General features: G+C 41.2%; 21 protein-coding genes. 2 read left to right on the top strand and 19 right to left on the bottom strand.

The window, feature by feature from the left end; genetic code table 11:
* Position 1: 1 nt before the first annotated feature.
* The 3 genes from BXY41_RS02105 to BXY41_RS02095 all read right to left on the bottom strand — a co-directional run bounded on the left by BXY41_RS02105 (position 2) and on the right by BXY41_RS02095 (position 3,101).
* Positions 2-1,216, bottom strand: a complete 1,215-nt coding sequence (locus BXY41_RS02105) for a MalY/PatB family protein (RefSeq protein WP_104434069.1) — start codon at positions 1,214-1,216, stop codon at positions 2-4.
* 83 nt (positions 1,217-1,299) lie between these two features.
* On the bottom strand, positions 1,300-2,673 hold the full coding sequence (locus BXY41_RS02100; protein ID WP_104434067.1) for an APC family permease: 1,374 nt from the start codon (positions 2,671-2,673) through the stop codon (positions 1,300-1,302).
* 47 nt (positions 2,674-2,720) lie between these two features.
* Positions 2,721-3,101: a RidA family protein gene (locus BXY41_RS02095; RefSeq protein ID WP_104434065.1), complete on the bottom strand. Its 381-nt coding sequence runs from the start codon at positions 3,099-3,101 to the stop codon at positions 2,721-2,723.
* Between the two features lie 187 nt (positions 3,102-3,288).
* Here BXY41_RS02095 and BXY41_RS02090 point away from each other — a divergent pair, with 187 nt between their 5' ends.
* On the top strand, positions 3,289-3,927 hold the full coding sequence (locus tag BXY41_RS02090; protein ID WP_104434063.1) for a helix-turn-helix transcriptional regulator: 639 nt from the start codon (positions 3,289-3,291) through the stop codon (positions 3,925-3,927).
* Positions 3,928-3,998: 71 nt separating this feature from the next.
* Here BXY41_RS02090 and BXY41_RS02085 read toward each other — a convergent pair whose 3' ends face one another.
* The 4 genes from BXY41_RS02085 to BXY41_RS02070 all read right to left on the bottom strand — a co-directional run bounded on the left by BXY41_RS02085 (position 3,999) and on the right by BXY41_RS02070 (position 8,011).
* Entirely contained in the window at positions 3,999-4,412 is a 414-nt protein-coding gene (locus tag BXY41_RS02085) for a cupin (RefSeq protein ID WP_104434061.1), read from the bottom strand.
* A 34-nt stretch (positions 4,413-4,446) separates the two neighbouring features.
* The gene (locus BXY41_RS02080; protein WP_104434059.1) at positions 4,447-5,334 is read right to left on the bottom strand and encodes a fructoselysine 6-kinase; all 888 of its coding nucleotides are present in this window, start codon (positions 5,332-5,334) and stop codon (positions 4,447-4,449) included.
* 25 nt (positions 5,335-5,359) lie between these two features.
* Positions 5,360-6,679, bottom strand: a complete 1,320-nt coding sequence (locus BXY41_RS02075) for an anaerobic C4-dicarboxylate transporter family protein (RefSeq protein ID WP_104434057.1) — start codon at positions 6,677-6,679, stop codon at positions 5,360-5,362.
* 318 nt (positions 6,680-6,997) lie between these two features.
* The gene (locus tag BXY41_RS02070; protein WP_104434055.1) at positions 6,998-8,011 is read right to left on the bottom strand and encodes an SIS domain-containing protein; all 1,014 of its coding nucleotides are present in this window, start codon (positions 8,009-8,011) and stop codon (positions 6,998-7,000) included.
* Between the two features lie 198 nt (positions 8,012-8,209).
* Here BXY41_RS02070 and BXY41_RS02065 point away from each other — a divergent pair, with 198 nt between their 5' ends.
* On the top strand, positions 8,210-8,926 hold the full coding sequence (locus BXY41_RS02065; RefSeq protein ID WP_104434053.1) for a GntR family transcriptional regulator: 717 nt from the start codon (positions 8,210-8,212) through the stop codon (positions 8,924-8,926).
* A 76-nt stretch (positions 8,927-9,002) separates the two neighbouring features.
* Here the strand turns inward: BXY41_RS02065 and BXY41_RS02060 are convergent, their stop codons facing one another.
* From BXY41_RS02060 to BXY41_RS02005, 12 genes are all read right to left on the bottom strand, one after another.
* Positions 9,003-9,785, bottom strand: coding sequence for a trigger factor (locus tag BXY41_RS02060; protein ID WP_104434051.1), 783 nt, complete (start codon positions 9,783-9,785; stop codon positions 9,003-9,005).
* Positions 9,786-9,827: 42 nt separating this feature from the next.
* Positions 9,828-10,487, bottom strand: a complete 660-nt coding sequence (locus BXY41_RS02055) for a Crp/Fnr family transcriptional regulator (RefSeq protein WP_170072146.1) — start codon at positions 10,485-10,487, stop codon at positions 9,828-9,830.
* Between the two features lie 25 nt (positions 10,488-10,512).
* Entirely contained in the window at positions 10,513-11,451 is a 939-nt protein-coding gene (gene hpdA, locus BXY41_RS02050; RefSeq protein ID WP_104434047.1) for a 4-hydroxyphenylacetate decarboxylase activase, read from the bottom strand.
* A 1-nt stretch (position 11,452) separates the two neighbouring features.
* Complete coding sequence (hpdC, locus tag BXY41_RS02045) at positions 11,453-11,728, bottom strand: 4-hydroxyphenylacetate decarboxylase small subunit (protein ID WP_104434045.1); 276 nt, start codon at positions 11,726-11,728, stop codon at positions 11,453-11,455.
* Between the two features lie 25 nt (positions 11,729-11,753).
* Positions 11,754-14,450 (bottom strand): 4-hydroxyphenylacetate decarboxylase large subunit, encoded by a 2,697-nt coding sequence (gene hpdB, locus BXY41_RS02040; RefSeq protein ID WP_104434043.1) that lies wholly within the window; start codon positions 14,448-14,450, stop codon positions 11,754-11,756.
* A gap of 268 nt (positions 14,451-14,718) precedes the next feature.
* Positions 14,719-15,357: a DsbA family oxidoreductase gene (locus BXY41_RS02035; RefSeq protein WP_104434624.1), complete on the bottom strand. Its 639-nt coding sequence runs from the start codon at positions 15,355-15,357 to the stop codon at positions 14,719-14,721.
* Positions 15,358-15,700: 343 nt separating this feature from the next.
* Positions 15,701-16,450, bottom strand: coding sequence for an SDR family oxidoreductase (locus BXY41_RS02030; protein ID WP_104434041.1), 750 nt, complete (start codon positions 16,448-16,450; stop codon positions 15,701-15,703).
* 34 nt (positions 16,451-16,484) lie between these two features.
* Positions 16,485-16,844, bottom strand: a complete 360-nt coding sequence (locus BXY41_RS02025) for a VOC family protein (protein ID WP_104434039.1) — start codon at positions 16,842-16,844, stop codon at positions 16,485-16,487.
* 32 nt (positions 16,845-16,876) lie between these two features.
* Positions 16,877-18,742 carry an ABC transporter ATP-binding protein gene (locus BXY41_RS02020; RefSeq protein ID WP_207657048.1) on the bottom strand — a complete coding sequence of 622 codons (1,866 nt, stop codon included), beginning with the start codon at positions 18,740-18,742 and terminating at the stop codon, positions 16,877-16,879.
* Positions 18,739-20,499, bottom strand: a complete 1,761-nt coding sequence (locus BXY41_RS02015) for an ABC transporter ATP-binding protein (RefSeq protein ID WP_104434037.1) — start codon at positions 20,497-20,499, stop codon at positions 18,739-18,741. The genes BXY41_RS02020 and BXY41_RS02015 overlap by 4 nt, the downstream gene beginning before the upstream one ends.
* 88 nt (positions 20,500-20,587) lie before the next feature.
* A complete protein-coding gene (locus BXY41_RS02010) occupies positions 20,588-21,016 on the bottom strand; it encodes a MarR family winged helix-turn-helix transcriptional regulator (protein ID WP_104434034.1) in 429 nt (142 codons plus the stop codon).
* A gap of 90 nt (positions 21,017-21,106) precedes the next feature.
* The gene (locus BXY41_RS02005) at positions 21,107-22,078 is read right to left on the bottom strand and encodes a hypothetical protein (RefSeq protein ID WP_104434032.1); all 972 of its coding nucleotides are present in this window, start codon (positions 22,076-22,078) and stop codon (positions 21,107-21,109) included.
* Between the last annotated feature and the right edge of the window lie 7 nt (positions 22,079-22,085).

Genomic DNA, 22,085 nt, shown 5'->3' with positions numbered 1-22,085 from the left:
TTTATTTGGCGTTAAAAACATGCTCATTCAGACGCTTCATTGCTTCCTCAACTCTGCTGAAAGGAAGAGCCAGATTCAGACGAATGGAGCATGGTCCGTGGAACATGCGGCCATCCTGCCATGCAACGCCTACATCCCAGCCGGACTTTTCCAGTTCATCAATGGTTTTTCCATTTTCTTTACACCAGTCCGTACAATCCATAAACAGCATATAGGTTCCCTGTGGTTTGGAAAGCTTTACGCCTTTGAAATTCTTTGTAATATAGTCATAAGCATAATCCACATTTTTTGTGAGCACCTGGCACAGCTCATCCACCCATTCTGCGCCTTCCGATCTATAGGCACCGATTAACGCATGCATGCTCAGCACATTCATGTCATTGTAATGGGATTTGCTGCTCTGGGCGCGGACGCGGTCTCTTAAATATGGATCATAAATAATATGATAGGAACCGATCAGCCCTGCCAGGTTAAAGGTTTTGCTGGGTGCATAAAGGGCTATGGTACGCATGCGGGCATCTTCACTGACGGACTGAACCGGAATATGTTTATTTCCGTCTAAAATAAGATCGGACCAGATCTCGTCAGAAATAACGATACAATCATTATTCTTATAGACTTCCATTGCTTTTTCAATCTCCCATTTTTCCCATACTCGTCCGCATGGATTGTGAGGATTGCAGAAAATAGCGGTATGAATCTTATGAGCCTTTATTTTTTTATCCATATCCTCATAGTCCATGCGCCATACGCCGTTCTCATCCTGCTTTAATGGACTATGTATGATTTTGCGTCCATTATTTTCAAGACTCATGGTAAAACCAATATAGGTAGGGGAATGGAGGAGTACTGCATCGCCAGGTGCTGAAAATGCATTCAGTACAGAGATGACTCCGCCAAGTACACCGTTTTCATATCCGATGCATTCTTTGGTCAGTCCTGTTACCCCGTTTCTCTCCTCCTGCCACTTTATAATGGCATTGTAATATTCCTCTGATGGGCTGAAATAACCGAATGCCGGGTGCTGTACACGTTCCACAATGGTTGCACAAATGGATGGCACGGTTGGAAAGTTCATATCTGCAACCCACATCGGAATCGTATCATAGCCCTCCTTTGGAAGATCCGGAGCGAAACCTGGTAAAGTTCCAAGACCATCCACAGCAATGGCATCTTTGCCTCTGCGGTCCATAATTGATGTAAAATCGTATTTCATAGCTAATATCCTCCTTTATCTTAATTCGCCGTCGGCACGGTAAACTTTAGTGACAGCAAACACTTTGTATTTATTTTATATATTTACGCCTCATCATCTGCAAGTGCCTGAACGATAATCGCCTTTTTGTTTTCCTCCAGAAACTCCTTTTTCACTGCTCCGGTATGGATACGAAGTAAGGAGAATCCAACGCATATTGCCAGAATAACAAGGGAAGCAATGATATCCTTTCCTTTTAAATCTTTAAATAAGTTAAAAGCTACCACTCCAGCACAGGCTGCGGACAGAACACAAATAACATTATACACCGGTATGGGCATACGAAGGGCACATTTTTTCCACTGGTCCGGATATTTTTTCGGCAGTGTAATACATGCCATATTAAGATATACATTCATTACCATGGATGGAATCATTACCAGTGATATAATGGAATCCAGACTGAATCCAAGCAGAATTGGCATTACACTGAGTAAATAAAAGGCAAGCTGAATGACCCAGGGAAATCCACCTTTTGTCGTCTTTTTAAATACTGGCGGAAGCCAGCCATCTTCTGCAATCTTCATCAGCGGATAACGGAACATGGCAATACCACCTAACAAGCTGGTCGCAATTGCAAATACACCGCCGCCTAAAATAAACACAACATAAATGCTATTGGGGAATATTGCCTTCGCAGTTGCTCCTAAATTTGCTCCTGCAACCTGATCATAGGGCAATACTCCGGCCGCAACAATACTCATCAACCCATATATTACAGCTAATGCCACAGTAATCCAGAGTATAGCAAGCGGGATGGTTTTTTTCGGTTTTTCAGTAACTGCAACCATGGATACCGGTGCCATAGTGGTTCCCTGGCAGGCCCAGCCCATAATTGCAATTGCACTGACAAAACCAGCAAAGCCTCCATGGAAGAAACCACCGTCTGCATTGGAAAAATAGTCGGGTCTTACCTGAGGCATACCAAAAATAACAAAAATTGCAATTGCTCCAATTAAAATTACTGTCATTGCATTTTCTAAAAGTGTTATAAATCGGGACCCCCGCAGAGTGCTTGCAAAAAAGAGAGTCATAATCAGAACCGCCACCGGACGGGTAAACGGCGCTACTCCGGGAAATACAGCTGAAATATAGTTAACCATACCAAGAGCATAGCTTGACATTGCCATGCTGTTTACCAGAGCCATCGTTGCTGAAAAACCAGTCATTGTCGGATTAAACAGCAGCGCTTTCTGGCTGTAATCCCCCCCTTTAAATACAAACATGGAACTCATGATTACATTGTACATATAAGCCAGAAGCATAAACAAACATCCGCCGACACATACCAGGACAATGGATCTGCCTGTATAACCGATTCCAAATCCAAGTAAAACAAAGATACCTGAACCAATTGCCCCACCCAAGCCAAGACCGAAAATATTTAACATACCGAGCTTTTTGCCATGCTCTTCCATTATGTTTCCTCCTCCATAATCGTCTTATCAATTAGTTTTCATACATACTACAATACTGCGACCGCCTCAATCTCCACTCTGGCATCCTTTGGAAGGCTGCCTACCTGGAATGCCGCTCTGGCAGGGCAGGTACCCGTGAAATATTGTGCATAAACCTCATTCATTTCTGTAAACTCCCCAATATCCTTTAGTAATACGGTGGTTTTCACCACATTCTCCAAACTGCCACCGGCAGATTCCAAGACAGCCCGGATATTCTCCAGAGACTGTCTGGTCTGGGCCTTAATGTCACCTCCGGCAAATGATCCGGTTGATGGATCAATGGGAAGCTGTCCCGATACATAGATCATCCCGGATGTCATAACTGCCTGAGAATAAGGTCCAATCGCAGATGGAGCTTTGTCAGTACTCAGTTCTTTTTTCTGCAACAAAACATTCCTCCTTTTTAATAATTTTTTTATCTTTTTGATTGTAAAATTATCATATCACGCTTTTCATGTTTTGACAATATTTTTATCAATGTGACAAAATTATTATTTATTTTTTTGTTTCATAATTGATTCTTCATGGAAAAATGTTATAATGAAAGAGAGTATGAAAGGAATGTGAGTGATAATGACAGATAACGAATTATTAGAAATGTATAAACCAATGGTTTCTTTTTTATCCAGCCTGTGCGGTCCCGGCTGCGAGGTTCTGCTTCATGATGTGTCAAAATCAGACAGCGGCACTGTAATAGCGGTTGCCAACGGCCATCACTCCGGACGGGGGATTGGTTCTCCCATGACTGATCTTGCCAATCAGATCAGAAAAGATCAGATTTACAAAACCCAGGATTATCTTACGAATTATCATGGTGTGAGTAAAAGCAAAAATTTTATATCCAATACCTATTTTATTAAGAATGAAGACAGGCTGATCGGTCTGCTCTGCGTGAACCGTAATACAACAGCGATTCATGAATTGGATCTGGCTTTGTCCAATTTGAAAAAGCATTATAATCTGACAGAAGGAAGAAAGGATATACAGGAAGATTTAAGCACTCCGGTTGAAGAGATGCTTTCCACCCTTGTAAATCAGGCAGTGAAAGACGCGGGAGTCTCACCTCAGCGCATGTCCAGACAAGAAAAGATTCATATTGTTAAGCAGTTGAATGAACAGGGGATTCTGACCATGAAAGGGGCAGTCTCTGAAATTGCAAAACAGCTTTTTGTTTCTGAGCCCACTGTTTACCGGTACTTAAACCACAAATAGCCTTTTTCACACAAAAAGAGAGTTATGCCAGCAGGTTTCTACTTATGCAATAACTCTCTTTTTAATGCCTCTTACATTTCAAACATTTTTCTGGCTTTTTCTTTTATGTAAGCCACTTCCGCCTCTGTCAGATCCAAAAAATCACTGTTTTCCATAGAACAATTGGAGTCCTGCACATACATCATCTTGGTATCCTTCTGTGTGATGGAATAAAACCATACCTCCTTTGGCACATTGTATACTTTTCCCTGCTCCATAAGAGTTAACTCTATTTTAAACTGATCATTTTCTCTTTCTGCAGTAATTAAAATTGCCTTTCCAGCGGCAAGTATAAACTGTTCATCCGTTGAGTGATGAATTTCCAGATGTGCGATTCCATCAATGTCATTATCCGGCTTCCAGTTTTTAATGCTTACCAGCCATTTCTCGTTTTTGTATACACATAAGATTCCTTCATTATTATTTTCATATATATCTGGTGTCATATTAGTTACCCTCATACTTTCTTATTTTTTGACTTTATAGCTGTGTCCTTCCGGCAATTGGTACCCCGTAGCCAAAAGCCCCTTCCATAGCGCAGACCTTTGCAGCGAATTCTGCTCCCTGCTTCATTGCAGCCAGTAATCGCAGCTCCATTTTATGATCATCCTCTTCTATCAGTTCATCTGTTTCAGAGCTTTCTAATAAGGAACAGAGAAATGCAGAAAAATAGGAATCTCCAGCACCCATTGTATCAATCACGTTCTCTGCCTGCACTGCTTTGGCATAATAAGTCTTATTTTTATATAACACGTAAGAGCCTTCTTCCCCCACGGTTCCCAGTACGATTTTTACGCCATTTCCCTGTACCTTCCGCATCTCTCTTTCCCTGTCTTTTTCATTTAAATGGGCACAGGACAGGATCGCAATTGTAACATACGGGCACACCTCAATCAGATATTCATCTGTCCATCTGGTAGAAAAGTCAAATGCTATTGGCACACCTGTCTCTTTCAGATTTTCCAGATCATTCTCAATATAACTGTTCAGGTTTGTATAAATCAGCTGGAAATCCTTAATATAACGATAATCCTCATCTGTAAAATTAAAAGGATTCTCCTTTGCTATTCCTCCTTTATTGGAACCAAGAAATACGCGGTCACTATTATTTAAAGTGACAAGTGCAAATCCATTTTCACCTTCAAATGTTCTGCAGTGGCTGTCATCAATACCAATCTTTACAAGTGTATTATGAACACAATCAGCTACCTCATCAGTTCCGTACTTTCCAAGATATGCACAATCCATTCCATTCATTGTGGTATAGACACAGGTATTCACGCATTGTCCGCCCGGATACATGGTTCCTCTGGAAAGATATTTATCACAGACATTATCCCCGATAGCAATTATTTTACTGTGTTTCATCCTTCTACTCCTCCTGATTATAGTCTTAGAAAATAAATGCCCCAAGAAGCATTGCCACGGTTACAGATACAACCGTACATACCAGACCTGGAATCATATAACTATGATTGATAACAAACTTTCCAATTTTAGTTGTACCGGCAGAATCAAATGCTATAGCTGCTACACATTGACCAGAAGCCGGGATAAAATAATTTGAAGAACAGGCAATCCAGCCCGCAACAATGATATTAGCAGGAAGTCCTAATGCAATACCAATGGGAACCATGATCATTGTTGTAGAGGACTGACTGGTTGTGATCGCACCTACAATAAATACTGCCAGGATGTAAATCCAGGGATACTGATTTGTCAGTGCCGACATATGATCTGTGATAAAGGATGCCTGATCTCCGATAAATGTATTAACCAACCAGCAAAGCCCAAATGCTAAGATCACTGCAAACATTCCGGTACGGAAAACTGGCTGATCCAAAACTTTATTACTGTCAAGCTTTGTTACGAGCACCATCACTGCTGCTGCAACTAACATAAATATTTCAATTACGGTGGTAAGCGGCAGTTTTGAACCATCGGAAAGCGTTGGAACCAGTGCTTTCACTGCGCCTAAAAGAACAATCCCTACCATTGCGGTTAAAAAAATTGTGACAGATACTTTCGCTTCTTTTGAAACTTCTTTCTCCTCTTTCTGCTTTTCAGTGGATCCGATAAACTGACCAGCCGCTACACGCCTCTGGAATTCCGGATCATCTGCAAGTTCTTTTCCCTTTTTAATAACTGCAAGTGCTGCTGCAATGGTTCCTATCAGAGTAGCCGGAATACAGACAAACAGCAATGTAAAGATATTTACACCTGTATAAGGTGACTCTGCCATAAATGCAAGAATGGCTACGGTAGCTGCGGATATTGGACAAGCTGTAATTGCCTGCTGTGATGAAATAACGGAGGCAGAGATTGGACGTTCCGGCCTTACTCCGGTATCAATTGAAATTTCATTAATAACTGGAAGTAAGCTGTATACTATGTGCCCCGTTCCACACATAAATGTAAATACATAAGAAACAATTGGTGCCAATACTGTAATCATTTTAGGATTCTTCCGAAGAATCTTTTCCGCAATCATTACCAGGAAATCAAGGCCCCCACACGCCTGCATTGTTGAAGCGGCACATATTACTGCGATCATGATCAGGATAACTGTAATTGGCGGATCAGATGGTTTCACATGTAATACAAAAGTCATGATTAACATTCCAATGCCACCAGCAAAGGCAAGGAATGTTCCCCCTTTACGCACACCCAGGAATATAATTGCCAGGACAATAGCTAACTCTATCCAAAACATAACAAATCCTCCTCTAGTTTATAAATTTTGTCTTTTCTTTTAGAAACAATGCGCGCACATTATTAATACTCACAACCGTTCGATTTATTTTATATTGTATCTAATTGTATTGCTTTGTATTTAATACAATATTATATTTTTCTTGTTATTTTGTCAATAGTTATTGATTTTTTCTACATATTGTATAATTTATCAATATTTATTTGGGTGTTTTTCACAGTCTTAAAATACATTATAATACATTTGTTATAAAAAAGCCCCAGCATAGAGAAGTCTCTCCATACCGGGACCTTATTACGCTCCTGCCATACGATATATTTAATATTCTACCTTCCACATATAACGGCGTGTTGGCAATGGATGCTGACGCTCCGCTGCCAGTTCATGGTTATAAATCGGATATACATTATTAAATAAAGAGTGATTGAAATAATCGATTACAGAACCATCAATCACAGATAAACCAAGCTCTTTTGCATCCAGAATTTCGATGTTTTTAGCATATTTTTTTAAGAATACAAGTGCTCTTTCATCCAATTCCCGTGTAGAACCTTCGGAAATCTGAATCATGAATGGCCTGTTAGAATCTGTAATTTCAAATGGTCCATGAAAATACTCTCCCGTATGAATAGAACTGGAATCCAGCCACTGCATCTCCATAAATATACAGATACTTTCCATATAAGCCGCTCCATAAGATGCGCCACTGCCCATTGTATAAATTACACTGTCATTCTTTCTTGCCATTGCAAATTCCTTTGCCCGGTCCGCCACATGATTTCTTGCATTACGAATAATCGTGGTGATCATTCTGGCACCTTCATAAAATTTGTCATAATTTGCGTAACCCTCTTCTGTCTGTGCCAGAAGTTCAACAGCTACATATAAAGCGCAGAGTGTTTTTTCTCCCGAATAATCGATATTACCGGCAAGATGGTCCGGACTTGCATCAAAAGAATACAATACAATATAATCACCAAATTCAACAATTTCAGATTCCTCCAGCCATGTAAGAATAATTACGGCTGCTCCCCTATCTCTTCCAAGCTTAGCCGCCTGAATTGTTTCTGGTGTATTACCTTTATGGCACGCAAGAAGGATAATCGAATTTTCTCCAAAATCTTTTGGTGTGCTATGGACAAATTCGCTACTGTTAATCCAGGCTGATTTAATCTTTGCACTTTCTTTTTCCATAAATGTTTTCGCAGGATAAAGAGCTCCCAGAGATCCCCCGCATCCTACCAGATAAAGAGATCTTACACCTCCCTTATCTTTCTTTGCTTCAATTATTTCTGCTATGATTCTTTTGATATCTGAACTATTATACGACATATCAGCTCTCCTTTTATGTTTGTTTTGTATTTTATTTTTGTAGTTTCATGATAATACATTATAATACATTTGTCAATAATCAAAAGATCAAACAGGTAAATATGGTTTTTTTGTATACAAACGTAGCTTATTGTATTATAATAATTTCTATAACACAAACAAATTGGGTGATTATTTAGGAATCAGAGGTGAAGTTTTATGGAATTGAATAGTACAGTCGCTACCCCGCTCTATCAGCAGCTTGAGAATATACTTCGCAGTGAAATTGAACGGGGAGAACGTGCCGCTGGTACGCGTATCCCAACAGAAAATGAATTAAGCGAGCAATACAATGTAAGCAGAGTAACGGTAAGGAAAGCCCTCGCCAGACTCTCAGAGCTTGGTTATCTGGAGCGAAAAACCGGTAAGGGAACTTTTGTGGCGGAAAAAAAACTGCAAAGAGGTATTTCTGCCGGTGCAGTAAGCTTTACAGAACTGTGCAAGCTAATGGGAGCCATACCCGGTGCAAAAACCACAAAAATTGCATTGGAAGACCCCACTGCGAAAGATATTGAGCTTATGAATTTAAAGCCAGATGAAAAAATATTAGTATTAGAGCGCATCCGTTATGCAGATTCCAAACCTGTGGTATTGGAATCAAACAGATTTCCTGAGATGTTTTCATTCCTGTTTTCTGAAAACCTGAATGATCAATCACTCTATGAAATTTTGAAAACCAAGTATAACATTTTTTTAGAGCATTCTTCCAAGGAGATAGACATCATATTCGCGCCCCCGAAAGAGGCCAGATCCTTAGAAATTGCAAAAGGTTATCCTCTATTACGTATTGACAGTGTTGTACATGATTCAGATAATACTCTCACCATTCTTTGTCAGCAACTTTGTATCGGTGATAAATTCAAATTAATAATCTGAGTAATTAAAATATCCTTATACAAAAAGAACTGCCGTATAAACCGGAATACATCCGGTTCTAACGGCAGTTTTATTGTTATTTTACAACGCCAGCCTCTGCGCTTACCGCAAATTCATTCTGATCCATTAAGTATCTCATGGTTTTATTGATCAGAATATCCTGCTTCAGCTTTCTGCCCTCACTTCCGGCCAAAAGCTTTCTGATCTGGTCAGCCGGCATCAGATAAAGCGCTGATAAGCGTTTCAGTTCATAATCCAGTTCTTCAGGACTGACCTTAATCCCCTCAGCCTTTGCAACGGCATACAAAACCAGCCGGCCCTTTACCCTGCGCTCTGCCGCAGGCTGAAACTGCTTCATTAAGTCTGTCAGGGAGCTGCCTGTCATCTTGTAAAACTGTTCAAGGGACAATCCCTCCTGACTTAAGCGGCTGGCATATTCTTCTGTCATCTGCTGTATCATCTTCTCAATCATTGCTGTGACATCTCCAAATCCGGAACCCTGAATCAGAAGTTCCATTAACGCCGACTCTCTTTTGTCTGCCTCAGTATAAGAATCCTCTTTGACAAACACTTTAAGGTTCTTATATTGACCAAGGATGACCTTGGGTGACAGCTCTGCCTTTATAGAAAAAACCAGCGGCTTGTCAAGCTTCATCTGCTCCATATGAAAAGCGGACTCTGAAAGTATGATACGTTCACAGTCCTCCGCAAATTTTTCAAATTCTTCCTGGGCGAATCTCTCCAGCTTATGCTTTGTTTTTCCTGCATCACTCTCCAACAGCTTCATCCAGTGGGCGGCAGATGTTGTAAAATTGATCTTCCAGTGATTCTCTGTTATTTTTTCAATTATATATGCCATCTTCTTCGATCTCACATTCTCCTGCTTCAATGCACGATACAGTTATATGCTGCTTTCCGCAAAAAACCAGCGCATACGATTAGAAACTCTCTCCAGCTCGTCACCTCTTATGATTCTGACACACATACCCTCTTTTTTAACCCAGCCATTTTTATAAAATCTGTTTATTATATTATAAAAATTTCTTCTGCTGATTCCCATGGCTTCGCAGATATAATATTTACTGAGCGCAACCAGATCTTCTTTATCTGCTTTGGATAGCAGGTAATAAGCGATCATTTCTTCCTGTGAAAACAGTTCTTTCGCTAACAGCTTACGGTACATGAGATAAACCCGGTCACTGGTGCTTTTGTAGAAGAAGCAGGCAAAATCCTGGTTTTTCATCAATTCATCAAATACCTTGTCAGGAAAATCCAGATAAATGCAATTTGTTTTGGCTATGACAGTGGCAAAAAAGTTCTGTCCCCTTACCTTGCTGATGTGTCCGCTGAAACTGTTTTCACATACCTCATCTATGAGAATCTGCTTGCCTTCAATGCTGGTAGTCACAACCTTAATAGCGCCCTCCAGCAGGAAAATTACATGTATTCTGTCATCTGCACCGTCTGTAATGACGCTTCCTTTTTTGCAGCTTTTTAAAGAGATATCACCGATATTCCTCTCTTTAATAAATTCATAAATGTAACTGTCCTTTAAATCCATACTCTTCTCCTGCTGGTTATAGGTATTAAAACAAGGTGTCATCACCGATGTAGCACGCTATATTTGCTTTTAAATAAATATTTTGTAATTCTTTCATCCGCTCGTCGCTCATATCTCCATGATCGGAGTATTCATAAGTTTTACCCAGCTGCTCCCACTTCGTTGTACCTAACCGGTGGAATTTTAAAAGATTCACTTCGAATAAGTCATTCTCCTGCATGAACGCAATCAGCTGTCTTGCATTTTCATCACTGTCATTATAACCCCAAATGGTGGGTTGACGCAATACGAGTCTGCCCTTCCAGCCAGAGGCTTTCAATGCGGAAATGTTGGAAAGAATCCGTTCATTTCCAACCCCCGTTCCCATCTCATGAGCGATGGAGTCCATATTTTTCACATCAATAAATGCGAAATGAATGTACTCCATTACCTGGAGAAATATTTCTTCCGGAAAGTATGCACTGGTTTCAATGGATGTATGAATATTCCATTTCCTGCAGTCTTTCAGCACCTCAATGAGAAACTCATGCTGAAGTATGGGATCGCCTCCGGAAAAGGTCACCCCCCCCTCAGCCCCCCAGTTATTAAAATCACGCCGCAGAATGCTTACCAGTTCTTCCGGCTCATACTCTTTCACACATTGCTTTAAAACATTGTTCGGGCATACTCCGGTGCATTCAAAGGTCCTGCAGTTCTTACATATCTCCCAGTTTATACGTGGCTTTTCGCTTTCCGTTATGACAATGGAACCGTAGGGGCACGCATCCTTGCATGCCCTGCATCCATGATCATATTTACACATTTTTTCAGCAAACATCAGGTGCTTTTTACAGATCCAGCTTTCGGGATTGGCGCACCATTTACACTGAAGCGGGCAGCCGGCCAGAAAAACATTGGTGCGGCAGCCCGGACCGTCATGTACGGAAAAAGCCTGAATATCAAATATCAGCCCTTTTTTTTCCATATCAGGCTTCCTGATATCTTCTGCTTTCATATTTTTCACAGGAGAATGCGCCGCAGGTGGCATATGCCCAGTTTTCCTTTTCATATCCTTTGCACATTCCCATTCCGTATTTGTCTCCATCATAGAAATGGCGGCAATTTCCGCATTCCGGAGCCGGCTGGTAACTTTGACATGCGTCACTTCCTTCTCCATCAATCGGAACGATTGCCTTGCTCAGGGCACACATTCCCTTTTCACAATCTAAGTTTAAAAAGTTCACGCATTTAACATGCTTCATCTGTTCTTCCTCCTTATTGTTGGCTTTAAGCCTGATCATACTCGGTTCTATAGATCACTTCATCCTGAATCGGCTTGCCGATTTCACACCAATACTGGGTGAACCCGGCTACACGGACCATTAAGTCCCTGTATTTGTCAGGCTCCTTTTGAGCTTCCTTTAAGGTATCCGAGCCAACAACATTAAACTGAACATGAAATCCGCCCTTGCGCATATAGGCACGGATTACGTCAAGGAGCTTTCTTGTTCCGGAAAGTCCTTTCACGGCTGACGGATGAAGCTTTAAGTTCATCTGCGCATTCTGATTTTGAGAGTGGTCATATACAGTGGCTGATTCAAAGATGGCATAAATTCCGTTTTTATCGGTTCCTGCCGCTGCGGAAACAGAACCGTCGGAATAAGTGGTTCCTGCAAGCCTTCCATCCGGAGTCGCCAGAGTGACAAAGCCCTGGGGGCCATGGGTAGATACGGAAATCTGACATAAATATTCCGGCTTGCCATAATAGGAGCGGAGTGTGGGCAGGTAGTGAAGCATAAACATGTGATAGTCCTTCAGCAGACTGTCTACATAGGAATCCGCATTTCCGTATTTGGGAGCATGAATGCATGCTGCAAATATCCGGTCATACTTTGAAGCAGACTCAGTGCTTTCTCTGAAATCCGGGGAAAATACATTGGTCTCATACGCAGTCTTAAAACCGAAGTTATTAACCAGAGCCTCTGTCATCTCTTCCAGCGTAAACACCCGGTCATCAAATACATTCTTCTTTATAGAAGCCAGGGAGTTAATAAATGTTATGGTGCCGCAGGACTCAAAGTTGATACAGGCATTATATCTCGATCCACAGTTGCCAATGTGCTGTCCCTTTGCAAAGCAGTCCGGTTTCAGCAGGGAATTCACAGCAGGCATGTTATACTTTCTCCAGATATCCATCTGCATATTGTTGATCCGGTTTACAATCCGGTTTGATATATCCAGATACTTTTTCCATAAATCCACCATCTGCTCATATGTATCAATTTTCTCATTATGAGGAGGGAATACCTGTTTTCCAGTTCTCTTATCAAGACCGTTTGTAAGAACCAGCTCCAGAATCTTTGGAAGACCGGTAAAATGAATTCCGGTTCCGCAGGTTGGAGAGGCGCCTCCGGGAATCATGGTGACTTTCCCGTTATAATCCAAAGGCATAAAGCAGCCCGGAGCCGATTCCAGGCAGCCGCCCAGACACCACGCTCTAGCATCGTAAAGGTCCATTCCCTCTGCACCGTACTGTCTTAACATAAAGTTCATTCCGGTCTGATTGTTCATCCATGCCGGGAAACCCATACCAAGCTTTGTACAGGCTGCGGCTTTCATTAAGAAATCTTCCGGTGTCTTTTCATCATAAAGAACAGAAAGCGTGGGCTGTGGGGTCTTTGCTCTCATAGCCGCTTCCACAATCAGATATTCAAGAGGAGTGACTGCTGATAAACCGTCATAATTCTGTCCTCCAAGGGAAAGGTTATTAAAGGTATTTCCGGAAAGCACACCGCCTGATACACCGGCAGAGGCAAAGCACTCGATACAGGTTATCTTAATCCGGTAGAGTTCCAGCAGTTCGATTACTTCCTCATCTGTGGTAATTCCATCTTCGATATCTTTCTCATAGAACGGCTGAAGCACCTGACCCAGACGTCCGATGGATTGTCCTGACTGGGGATCTTCGTTTACGACGCCCAAATGGCAGCATAATGTCATCTGAAGGGCTTCACGGAAGGTGGATGGACGTTTATGGGCAACATTGTGCATCACCTGGGCGATTTCTAAATAATTTGCCCTGACTTCTTCATCCGGTTCTCTTGTTGCAAGGTCCTCTGCCCTTTTTCCATAGTTATCGCACCATTTACTTAAGCCTGCCGTAATTTCCTTCATTGCTGCATAATAATAACCGCGGCTCATTCCTAATATGCCGTCTTCGCCTGCTTCCCCCATTGTCTCATTAATCTTTTCATCGCAAAGCTGAATGATCCGGTCAAAACCATACTGTAATGGCATATAATAATTGATTACCTCCCTGCCCTGAGGAATGGCAAAAGAATCAAACATGACAACCACTGCATCCATGATGCGCTTAAACTGATCGTAATCCGGAAGCATCTGTGCATATTTATCACTGATGTCTTCAACAGATATACCCTCCCAATACTTGGATACCTTAACCAGGACGGGAATTTCTTCTTTTCTCATTCCAAATTTCTTCGCAATGGAAATAATATCTCCGTAGCTTTCAGTTACGTTACCGCCTCCTGCGCCTACTACTGAGACAGCATCTGCCTCGCTCTCTGCAGGGGCATCTACTTCATTCATCAGGGATTCTGCAAGAGAATTGAAAAAGCTGGCACAGACCCAGGGAAATGGAAATGCTCCGCGGAAATTCTTTGTTTTGCTCATGACCAGTTTTTCATAAGGCAGTACTGTCGGAGTGCTGTGAGCATACGCACCTCCCACTGCTCTGGCTCTTCTTACCTCAAGTATATCTCCGTCATTCTCCCACCACAGCCTGTTATACCAGTAAGGTATCTCCATATCTGCGGTAACCTTCATAGAATAATAGATGTCCATTAGCTTATTAAAACGTTCTGACGCTTCCGGTATATCCTCTTCCTTAATGCCATCAGCATTTTCTGCATCAATTCCACGTGCTTTTAAAATATCATATATTTTACTTTGTGCATCATTCATAAAAGCTTCTCCCTTCAATACATTTGTACTGATTGTATTCTTTTATGACTTTTTTTGTAGTGCACTTTGCACATATTTTATAATATATGTGGTAAATTTATCATTAAGTCAGCCGTAATGGATCCCGCAGTTCACCTAATTGTGAAGTCGCCCGGTGGTGCAGGTAGTGTCTGAAAGTAAAAATAAATAATAAAAACTGCCGTTTATACCGGATTTAAGGCGGTTTATAACGGCAGTTTTATTATTAACTGTAAATCATAAAGTCATATTATTTTTCCGATTCATATGCTTCCTGCAGTGCGTGAAGAAATGTATCAGGATTCTGAGCACCAGAGACTGCATACCAGTTATTAATTAAAAAATACGGTACTCCATTGATATTTAATCTCCCGGCCATTTCCTCTTCCTTTCTCACCGCTGACTTAAGCTGATCACCAGCCAATTGTATGGTTAAGTCAGCAATATCAAGACCTGCTTCTTCCGCCAGCTGTAGAAGAGCTTCCCTGTCTCCGATATCCATTCCTTCTTCAAAATACCCCTGAAAGAAGCGGTTCACCAATTGATTCGCTTTTCCTTTTGACTTTGCATATTGAATTATCTCATGAGCCAGTCCTGTGCTATTAAGCTTTAATAAATCAAAACGGTAATGAAGTCCGACTTCAGCTGCTGCTTTCACAATCATATCATTATTACGTTTTGCCTCCTCATAGCTGGTGTGGTACTTATCTGCGATTACCTGATTAATATCTTTTCCTTTTACAGATTCTCCTGACATGTTTAGCTCAAAACTTCTATATACGACTTCCACTTCATCTTTATGCTCAAACTTATCTAATGCCATTTCGAACTTCGTTTTGCCCATATAGCAGAAGGGGCAGACAAAATCGGACCAAATTTCTATTATCATACGATCAGCTCCTTTTCCTTTTTTTGGCTGTTTAAAGTATCTTCTTTTTTTGAAAAATACTTTTATTATACTGACAGTTTCAAAAAAAGCAAAGGGGAATCTGATTTTTATTTTAAAATAATCCAATAATTTTCATATTCCGTTCCATCATGTCCAACAGTTTATGATCCGTCCATTGAAAATTTAGTAAACCACATTGATTAAAATCATCACTGGATCTTCTCTGAAACACCTCTATGGTTCCAAATTTTTCGAGATTACGGACTAGCGCACAAAGCTTTTTCTTTTATATTCATCAATCCAGTAATTTACTGCCTACTCTGTGTCATGGTTCCTTTGTAATTCAGTTATGTGAATTGGGTTTAAAATGCCAGTTCCAGTCACCATGGTAGATCATCCGCTTATTCATACCGCCATCTACAGTAATGGTTTCTCCTGTAATAAAATCCTGATCACATAAAAATGCCACCATCTTTGAAATATCCTTTGGCGTTCCCACTTTCCCAGCCGGAATCGCAGCCACATCTTCCCGGCTAAATTTTTCCTGTTCGGTCACATTAATCCAGCCAGGTGCAATACAATTAACCAAAACCTCCGGACCTAATGAGATCGCCAGTGCATGAGTCAAAGCAACGATCCCACCTTTCGCACTGGCATAGGCTTCCGTATCAGGTTCTGACTGAAATGCGCGGGAAGAGGCAATGTTAATAATTCTGCCCCGGTTCTTCTTCAATTCATCCTTGCATAAACGGCTTAATTCGTAAGGAGCCTTCAATCCGATGGATAAGGTGTTGTCGAATTCTTCGTAAGTTAATCCTGACAAGATCCCTTTGTTTCCCCGGCAGGCGTTATTGACCAGAATATCAATCCGTTTCAGCTTATCAAGGGCAAATTCAATAAAATTTTTCAGGTCTGCCGGATCTGCCACATCTCCATTAAAATAAAACAAACCGGGGGTCTGGTTTACAATATCCAGGGATCTTTTTTCGTCTGTGTCAATAAAACACACCCGATCTCCTGCATTGATAAAAGCAGAACATATTTGTTTTCCTATTCCGTGAGCTCCCCCTGTCACAACCACGCCTCTGTTCATAGCCCTCTCCTTCTTAAAAAACAATCACATAACTCTATCCGTGCTGCACAATCTGTACTTCCAAACCATTGGGGTCTTCCACAAAAAAGAACGTGGTGGAAGGTGCTGGCGAAAATGGACCGCTTTTAATTTCTATCTGATTCTGCTTTACCATCGCCATCGCCTCTTCAATTGATGGAACTTCAAACCCAATTGATATCCCTTTGCTCTCCTGGGAAATACCGTTCTGTTCGATTAACTCAATGAGCGCATTGCCCGGCTCACCGAGCATGGCGATTTTCATATGGGGTCCAGCCTCAAACTGACTTACAATGCCAAGACCAATGATGTTGTGATAAAACCGGATTGACTCTTCTAAAGATTTTACATGAATGGTTGTCCAACAAAACTTCATATCCTGCCTCCGTATTTACTATCATATTTTTATTAAGCTGCCTCAAACTGACTGTTATAGAGCTGTGCATAAAATCCGTTCTTTGAAAGCAGTTCCTCATGGCTTCCGCTTTCGATAATGTCACCATCCTTCATAACCAGAATTAAATCTGCATTTTTAATGGTTGAAAGCCGGTGTGCAATTACAAAGGACGTTCTTCCTTTTGTAAGCTGATCCATAGCCGTCTGAACCATACGTTCTGTACGGGTATCAACCGAGCTTGTGGCTTCATCAAGGATTAATAAAGGTGCGTTTTGTATCATGGCTCTTGCAATGGTAATCAGCTGCTTCTGGCCTTCTGAAAGACTGGCCTTATCATTTAATATTGTATCATAACCCTTTGGTAATGTCATAATAAAATGATGCAGACCTACCGTTTTGCAGGCATTGATTACATCTTCATTGGTCACCCCCTGCTTGCTGTAAATAATATTTTCCCGTATGGTTCCTTCAAAAATCCAGGTATCCTGTAATACCATACTAAACTGCGCATGCACATTCTCCCTTGGTACCTGATTTACCGGTACCCCGTCAATCAGAATTTCTCCTCCATCCGTCTCATAAAATCTCATAAGCAGATTGACCATGGTAGTCTTTCCAGCTCCCGTAGGTCCAACGATAGCCACCTTCTGTCCTGCATTAATTTTTGCAGAGAAGTTATTGATTACCGGCTTATTGGGTGTGTAACCAAATCTGACATTTTTAAATTCTACAGTTCCTTTTACATCAGTCAGAACATTCTTTTTCCCTGATTCGTTCTCAAGCTCCTCTTCATCAAGGAATTCAAAAACACGTTCACTTGCAGCTGCAGTTCTCTGAAGATTATTCATTGCCTGTGCGATCTGGGATAACGGCTGGGTAAATAAACGGATATACAACATAAATGCCACAATCACACCAAAGGTGATGGTTCCTTTCATAGCAAGAGACGCACCTACCACGCAGACAGCGACATATCCAAAGTTCCCCACAAAGCTCATCAGAGGCATCATGAGTCCTGAAAGAAACTGTGATTTCCATGCACTGCTGTATAAACTGCGGTTGCTGTTTTCAAACGCATCTTTGGCTTCCCTGCTGCCATTATAAACCTTAACTACATTATGACCAGTATAAACTTCCTCAATCAGCCCGTTAATCTGACCTAATTCTGTCTGCTGTTGTTTAAAGTATTTCTGTGACTGTTTCATGATAATCATCATGAAACTAAAGCCTATTACACTGGAACCTACCGCAGTCAACGCAAGAATCCAGCTGTTATAAACCATCATGATCAAAGAACCAGCCAGCATGGTAATAGCAGAAATTAAAGTTCCAACACTTTGATTTAATGTCTGTCCGATGGCATCCACATCATTGGTCACACGGCTTAATACATCTCCGATGCTAACCGAATCAAAGTATTTCAAAGGCAGGCGGTTCATCTTCTGAGAAATATCTGTCCTCATCTTTTTCGAGATAACCTGTGTAATGGTTGCCATGACCAGACTCTGTATATAGTTTAACAGTAGTGAAACACCGTAAAACACAGCCAGCGTCCACCCAATTTTTAAAACGGCATTCATGTCAATGGTTCCCAGAACAGGCGCTCCATTTACCATGGCAGGCAGCCCTTTCATGATTTCATTTGTTAAGTTTTTTAATTGATCCGGTCCAATAATCTGTAATATGGTTCCAGCCGCAGCCGCAGCCAGGGCAAAGATGATGGCAGGAAGATATTGTTTGCAATACGCCAGAAGCTTTGTCATTGTAGTATTAAAGTTTTTTGGTTTTTCCACAACCTGCCCCATAGATCCCTTTCCCATGGGACCGCCTGACATTGGACCTGTATGGGAATTCTTTTTTCCTTGTTGTTCACTCATGATATTAATTCCTCCTGACTAAGCTGTGACATTGCGATTTCCCTGTAAACACTGCAGGTTTGAAGCAGCTCTCTGTGTGTTCCTTTTCCAACGATCTTTCCTTCATCCAGAACAATAATCTGATCTGCATCCATAATTGTACCAATTCTCTGTGCAACAATCAGACTGGTGGCTCCCTGGGATTCCTTTTTAAGAGCAGATCTTAACACCCGGTCAGTTTTATAGTCCAGTGCAGAAAAGCTGTCATCGAAAATATAAATCTCCGGTTTTCGGCAGACGGCACGGGCAATGGCAAGACGCTGTTTCTGTCCTCCTGATACATTGGTCCCTCCCTGTGCGATCTCTGCCTCATACTGATGTTCCATGTTCTCCACAAATTCACTGCCCTGAGCAGTCCTTACGGCTGATTTAATCTCTTCTGGCAGTGGTTTCTTCTTTCCATTATCGCCAAACGCCACATTGCTGCTTACTGTCCCGCGAAACATCACTGCTTTCTGGGGCACATAACCAATCTTATTATGAAGAGCCTCCTGTGTATAATCCTTTACATTCACACCATCGACCAGAATCTCGCCTTCTGTTGCGTCATAAAACCTGGGTATCAGACTGATCAGCGTACTTTTACCGCTTCCGGTAGAACCGATAAATGCCACTGTCTCACCCTTACCTGCCTGAAAACTAATGTTCTCCAGAACACAGTCGGCAGCTCCCGGATATTGAAAGCTGACGTTTTTAAATTCAATGGTTCCCTGGGCACCCATTTTCCCTTCTTTTTTATCTCCGTCAATAATAACCGGCTTTGTTTCAAGTACCTCATTAATACGCTTTGCAGAGACGGATGCTCTTGGAAGAAGGATAAAAATCATTACCAGCATCATAAAGGACATGATTACCTGAACCGCATAAGATGAGAATACCACCATGTTGGAGAATATAGTCAGCCGGTCCATAGCCTGGGCGGCGTTAATTAAATTAGCACCAATCCAGTAAATTGCCAGAGACAAACCGCTCATTAATGTAGTCATCATAGGCATCATAATTGCCATGCCACGGTTGGTGTATAACTGGGTGGCAGTCAGTTCCTGATTGGCCTGTTCAAACTTCTCTTCCTGGTAATTTTCTGCATTATACGCTCTTACAACCCGTAAACCAGTTAAATTCTCTCTTGTAACCCGGTTTAAACTGTCCGTCAGTGACTGCATTTTTTTAAATTTGGGCATAATGAACATCATAATTGTCCCAATGACCACAACCATAATTCCCACTGCAACACCTGTTGCCACAGTCCACTCATAACCTTTTCCAGCAATTTTTGTAATCGCCCAAACCACCATAATGGGAGCCTTAATAAGCATCTGAAGCCCCATGGTAATAAGCATCTGCACCTGGGTGATATCATTGGTGGACCTTGTAATTAAGCTGTCAGTAGAAAAGCGGTTAATTTCTTCCATGGAGAAAGAATCTACTTTTGAGAACAAAAGACTTCTGAGTCTCTGGGAAAAAGAAGCTGCAATTCTGGCTGCAAAGAAGCCGACTGCTACTGCAGAAACCAGGCTGCCTAAAGCACATACCAGCATTTTTGCTCCTGCCGCCCATATGTCTGCCATCTCACTGCCTGGAACCTGTGTCAGCCTGGTAATTTCTGACATATAGTCCGGAAGCTTTAAATCCAGCCAGACCTGAGCAACAATAAATATCAGACTGGCAAAAACCTGTAGCCATTCTGCCTTTTTCAAACGTTTCAGTATACTTAACATGTATGATCCTCCTGTTTACTAACTTCGTTATATACTAATAGTATTAGTTAATTCTGGTAAAATATGCAGCCGACTAATCGGCCGCATATTAATTAAACTCCTGGGGATTTCTTTTTGCAAGCTTCTTCATGATCCGGATCAACTCCGTGGCATCTGTTTCTCCCAGATACTCAAGCATGCTTCTAGTAATATTCAAAATCATATCAGAATGTTTCTTCGCCTGTTCTCTTCCTGCTTCAGTCAGATCTACGAGAATTCTTCTGCGATCCTCTGTGTCAATTCTCCGGGTAATCAGGCCTTTTGCCTCCAGACTATTCAGCGCTGCAGCGATTCTGGCAGAGGTGATTCCCATTTCGTTGCTGATTTCACTTGGAATAATACCGCCCTGACGTTTAGAAATATAAAAGAGCATAAAATTTTCGCCATGCATGGAATCATGTATCTTCTTCTGCCCATTCATATTGCGCATCTGGTGCATGATCTGCATATATTCACGGGCCAGGCTTGTATAATCCATTTTGTCACCTTCTTGTTTTGTTTTAATTAGCTAACACAGTTAACTATATACACTATTAATTATTTTGTCAATAGTTGTTATTAAATTTCTTTATTTTTTATTCAGGATATAACTGGTAACCGTTTTAATATCTTTGTTGTTACCGGAATCATTGATTTCCTGACTGAGCTCAGAATTTGTTATAAAGGTACCATCCTTCTGCTGAAAACATACTTCAGCAATTAACTGGCCGCTGCCTCCATCGTATTGATCGGAAACGATTGTAATAATGTCCTTTAACCCATCATTATTTAAATCTTTAAATGAAACTGCTTCTACATCAACACTGTAAGGAAAGCCGTTGGTAAATTCGTAGAAAATATCCCCTTCTTCATTGGTCAGATAAAAAACTACCGGTACATGATTCCCCTGAGTCAGCTTTCCAGATACAAATTTAACTTTTCCCCACGAATCCAGATCCACCAGAAAGGATTGATTCTCAATTGGTTCAAAACCTTCTATATTTTTCAGATTATTAGGAGCAAAGTCAAACTTACCTTCAGGAATCGTCATTACCGTATCTTCCGATTTCTTAGTAATCTTTATTTCTGCAGTCATTTCACTGGGAGATTTAAATGTTAATTTCAGCGTCCCTTCATTTCCCCTTGTATCATCTATAAGCACGCATTCTGCTGTATCCCCGTCTACAATTCCTTCAAATTGAGAATTGTCGATGTTGTAAGAAGGACTGCCGCCCACCGCTGTAATCTCTCCCCTAAGTTTACCGTTGTAAATACCGTTAATCACAAACGTGATGCCTCCGTTTTCAGGGAAGTTGCTGTCTGTATTTCTGATCCAGTTCTTTTTAAAATAATCCATATAGTCTGTTTCTTTTTCTTTCTCCGCCATGGTAGTTTCAGAAGGCTTACTCTCCTGAGTTGACTGTATGGATATGGTTATATCCTGAGTCTCTTTCACAGACGAACTTTCTGTATCCTGTAAGGGGTCCGACGAAGCCGCTTTCTGGCAGCCTGCTGCCAGAAAGGATACTGTAATTATCGTAAGTAGAATTTTTTTATTCATGATACCT

The sequence above is a fragment of the Lacrimispora xylanisolvens genome (assembly GCF_002934545.1).
Taxonomy (GTDB): Bacteria; Bacillota; Clostridia; order Lachnospirales; family Lachnospiraceae; genus Lacrimispora; species Lacrimispora xylanisolvens.
The sequence above is the reverse complement of the archived record's forward strand: the minus strand, read 5'-3'. Positions and strand labels throughout refer to the sequence as shown.

Bases quoted from the DNA above. Each gene is read 5' to 3' on its own strand.
- BXY41_RS02105 (WP_104434069.1), bottom strand. From the start codon at position 1,216: ATGAAATACGATTTTACATCAATTATGGACCGCAGAGGCAAAGATGCC.
- BXY41_RS02100 (WP_104434067.1), bottom strand. From the start codon at position 2,673: ATGGAAGAGCATGGCAAAAAGCTCGGTATGTTAAATATTTTCGGTCTT.
- BXY41_RS02090 (WP_104434063.1), top strand. From the start codon at position 3,289: ATGACAGATAACGAATTATTAGAAATGTATAAACCAATGGTTTCTTTT.
- BXY41_RS02085 (WP_104434061.1), bottom strand. From the start codon at position 4,412: ATGACACCAGATATATATGAAAATAATAATGAAGGAATCTTATGTGTA.
- BXY41_RS02080 (WP_104434059.1), bottom strand. From the start codon at position 5,334: ATGAAACACAGTAAAATAATTGCTATCGGGGATAATGTCTGTGATAAA.
- BXY41_RS02075 (WP_104434057.1), bottom strand. From the start codon at position 6,679: ATGTTTTGGATAGAGTTAGCTATTGTCCTGGCAATTATATTCCTGGGT.
- BXY41_RS02070 (WP_104434055.1), bottom strand. From the start codon at position 8,011: ATGTCGTATAATAGTTCAGATATCAAAAGAATCATAGCAGAAATAATT.
- BXY41_RS02065 (WP_104434053.1), top strand. From the start codon at position 8,210: ATGGAATTGAATAGTACAGTCGCTACCCCGCTCTATCAGCAGCTTGAG.
- BXY41_RS02060 (WP_104434051.1), bottom strand. From the start codon at position 9,785: ATGGCATATATAATTGAAAAAATAACAGAGAATCACTGGAAGATCAAT.
- BXY41_RS02055 (WP_170072146.1), bottom strand. From the start codon at position 10,487: ATGGATTTAAAGGACAGTTACATTTATGAATTTATTAAAGAGAGGAAT.
- hpdA (WP_104434047.1), bottom strand. From the start codon at position 11,451: ATGGAAAAAAAAGGGCTGATATTTGATATTCAGGCTTTTTCCGTACAT.
- hpdC (WP_104434045.1), bottom strand. From the start codon at position 11,728: ATGAAGCATGTTAAATGCGTGAACTTTTTAAACTTAGATTGTGAAAAG.
- hpdB (WP_104434043.1), bottom strand. From the start codon at position 14,450: ATGAATGATGCACAAAGTAAAATATATGATATTTTAAAAGCACGTGGA.
- BXY41_RS02035 (WP_104434624.1), bottom strand. From the start codon at position 15,357: ATGATAATAGAAATTTGGTCCGATTTTGTCTGCCCCTTCTGCTATATG.
- BXY41_RS02030 (WP_104434041.1), bottom strand. From the start codon at position 16,450: ATGAACAGAGGCGTGGTTGTGACAGGGGGAGCTCACGGAATAGGAAAA.
- BXY41_RS02025 (WP_104434039.1), bottom strand. From the start codon at position 16,844: ATGAAGTTTTGTTGGACAACCATTCATGTAAAATCTTTAGAAGAGTCA.
- BXY41_RS02020 (WP_207657048.1), bottom strand. From the start codon at position 18,742: ATGAGTGAACAACAAGGAAAAAAGAATTCCCATACAGGTCCAATGTCA.
- BXY41_RS02015 (WP_104434037.1), bottom strand. From the start codon at position 20,499: ATGTTAAGTATACTGAAACGTTTGAAAAAGGCAGAATGGCTACAGGTT.
- BXY41_RS02010 (WP_104434034.1), bottom strand. From the start codon at position 21,016: ATGGATTATACAAGCCTGGCCCGTGAATATATGCAGATCATGCACCAG.
- BXY41_RS02005 (WP_104434032.1), bottom strand. From the start codon at position 22,078: ATGAATAAAAAAATTCTACTTACGATAATTACAGTATCCTTTCTGGCA.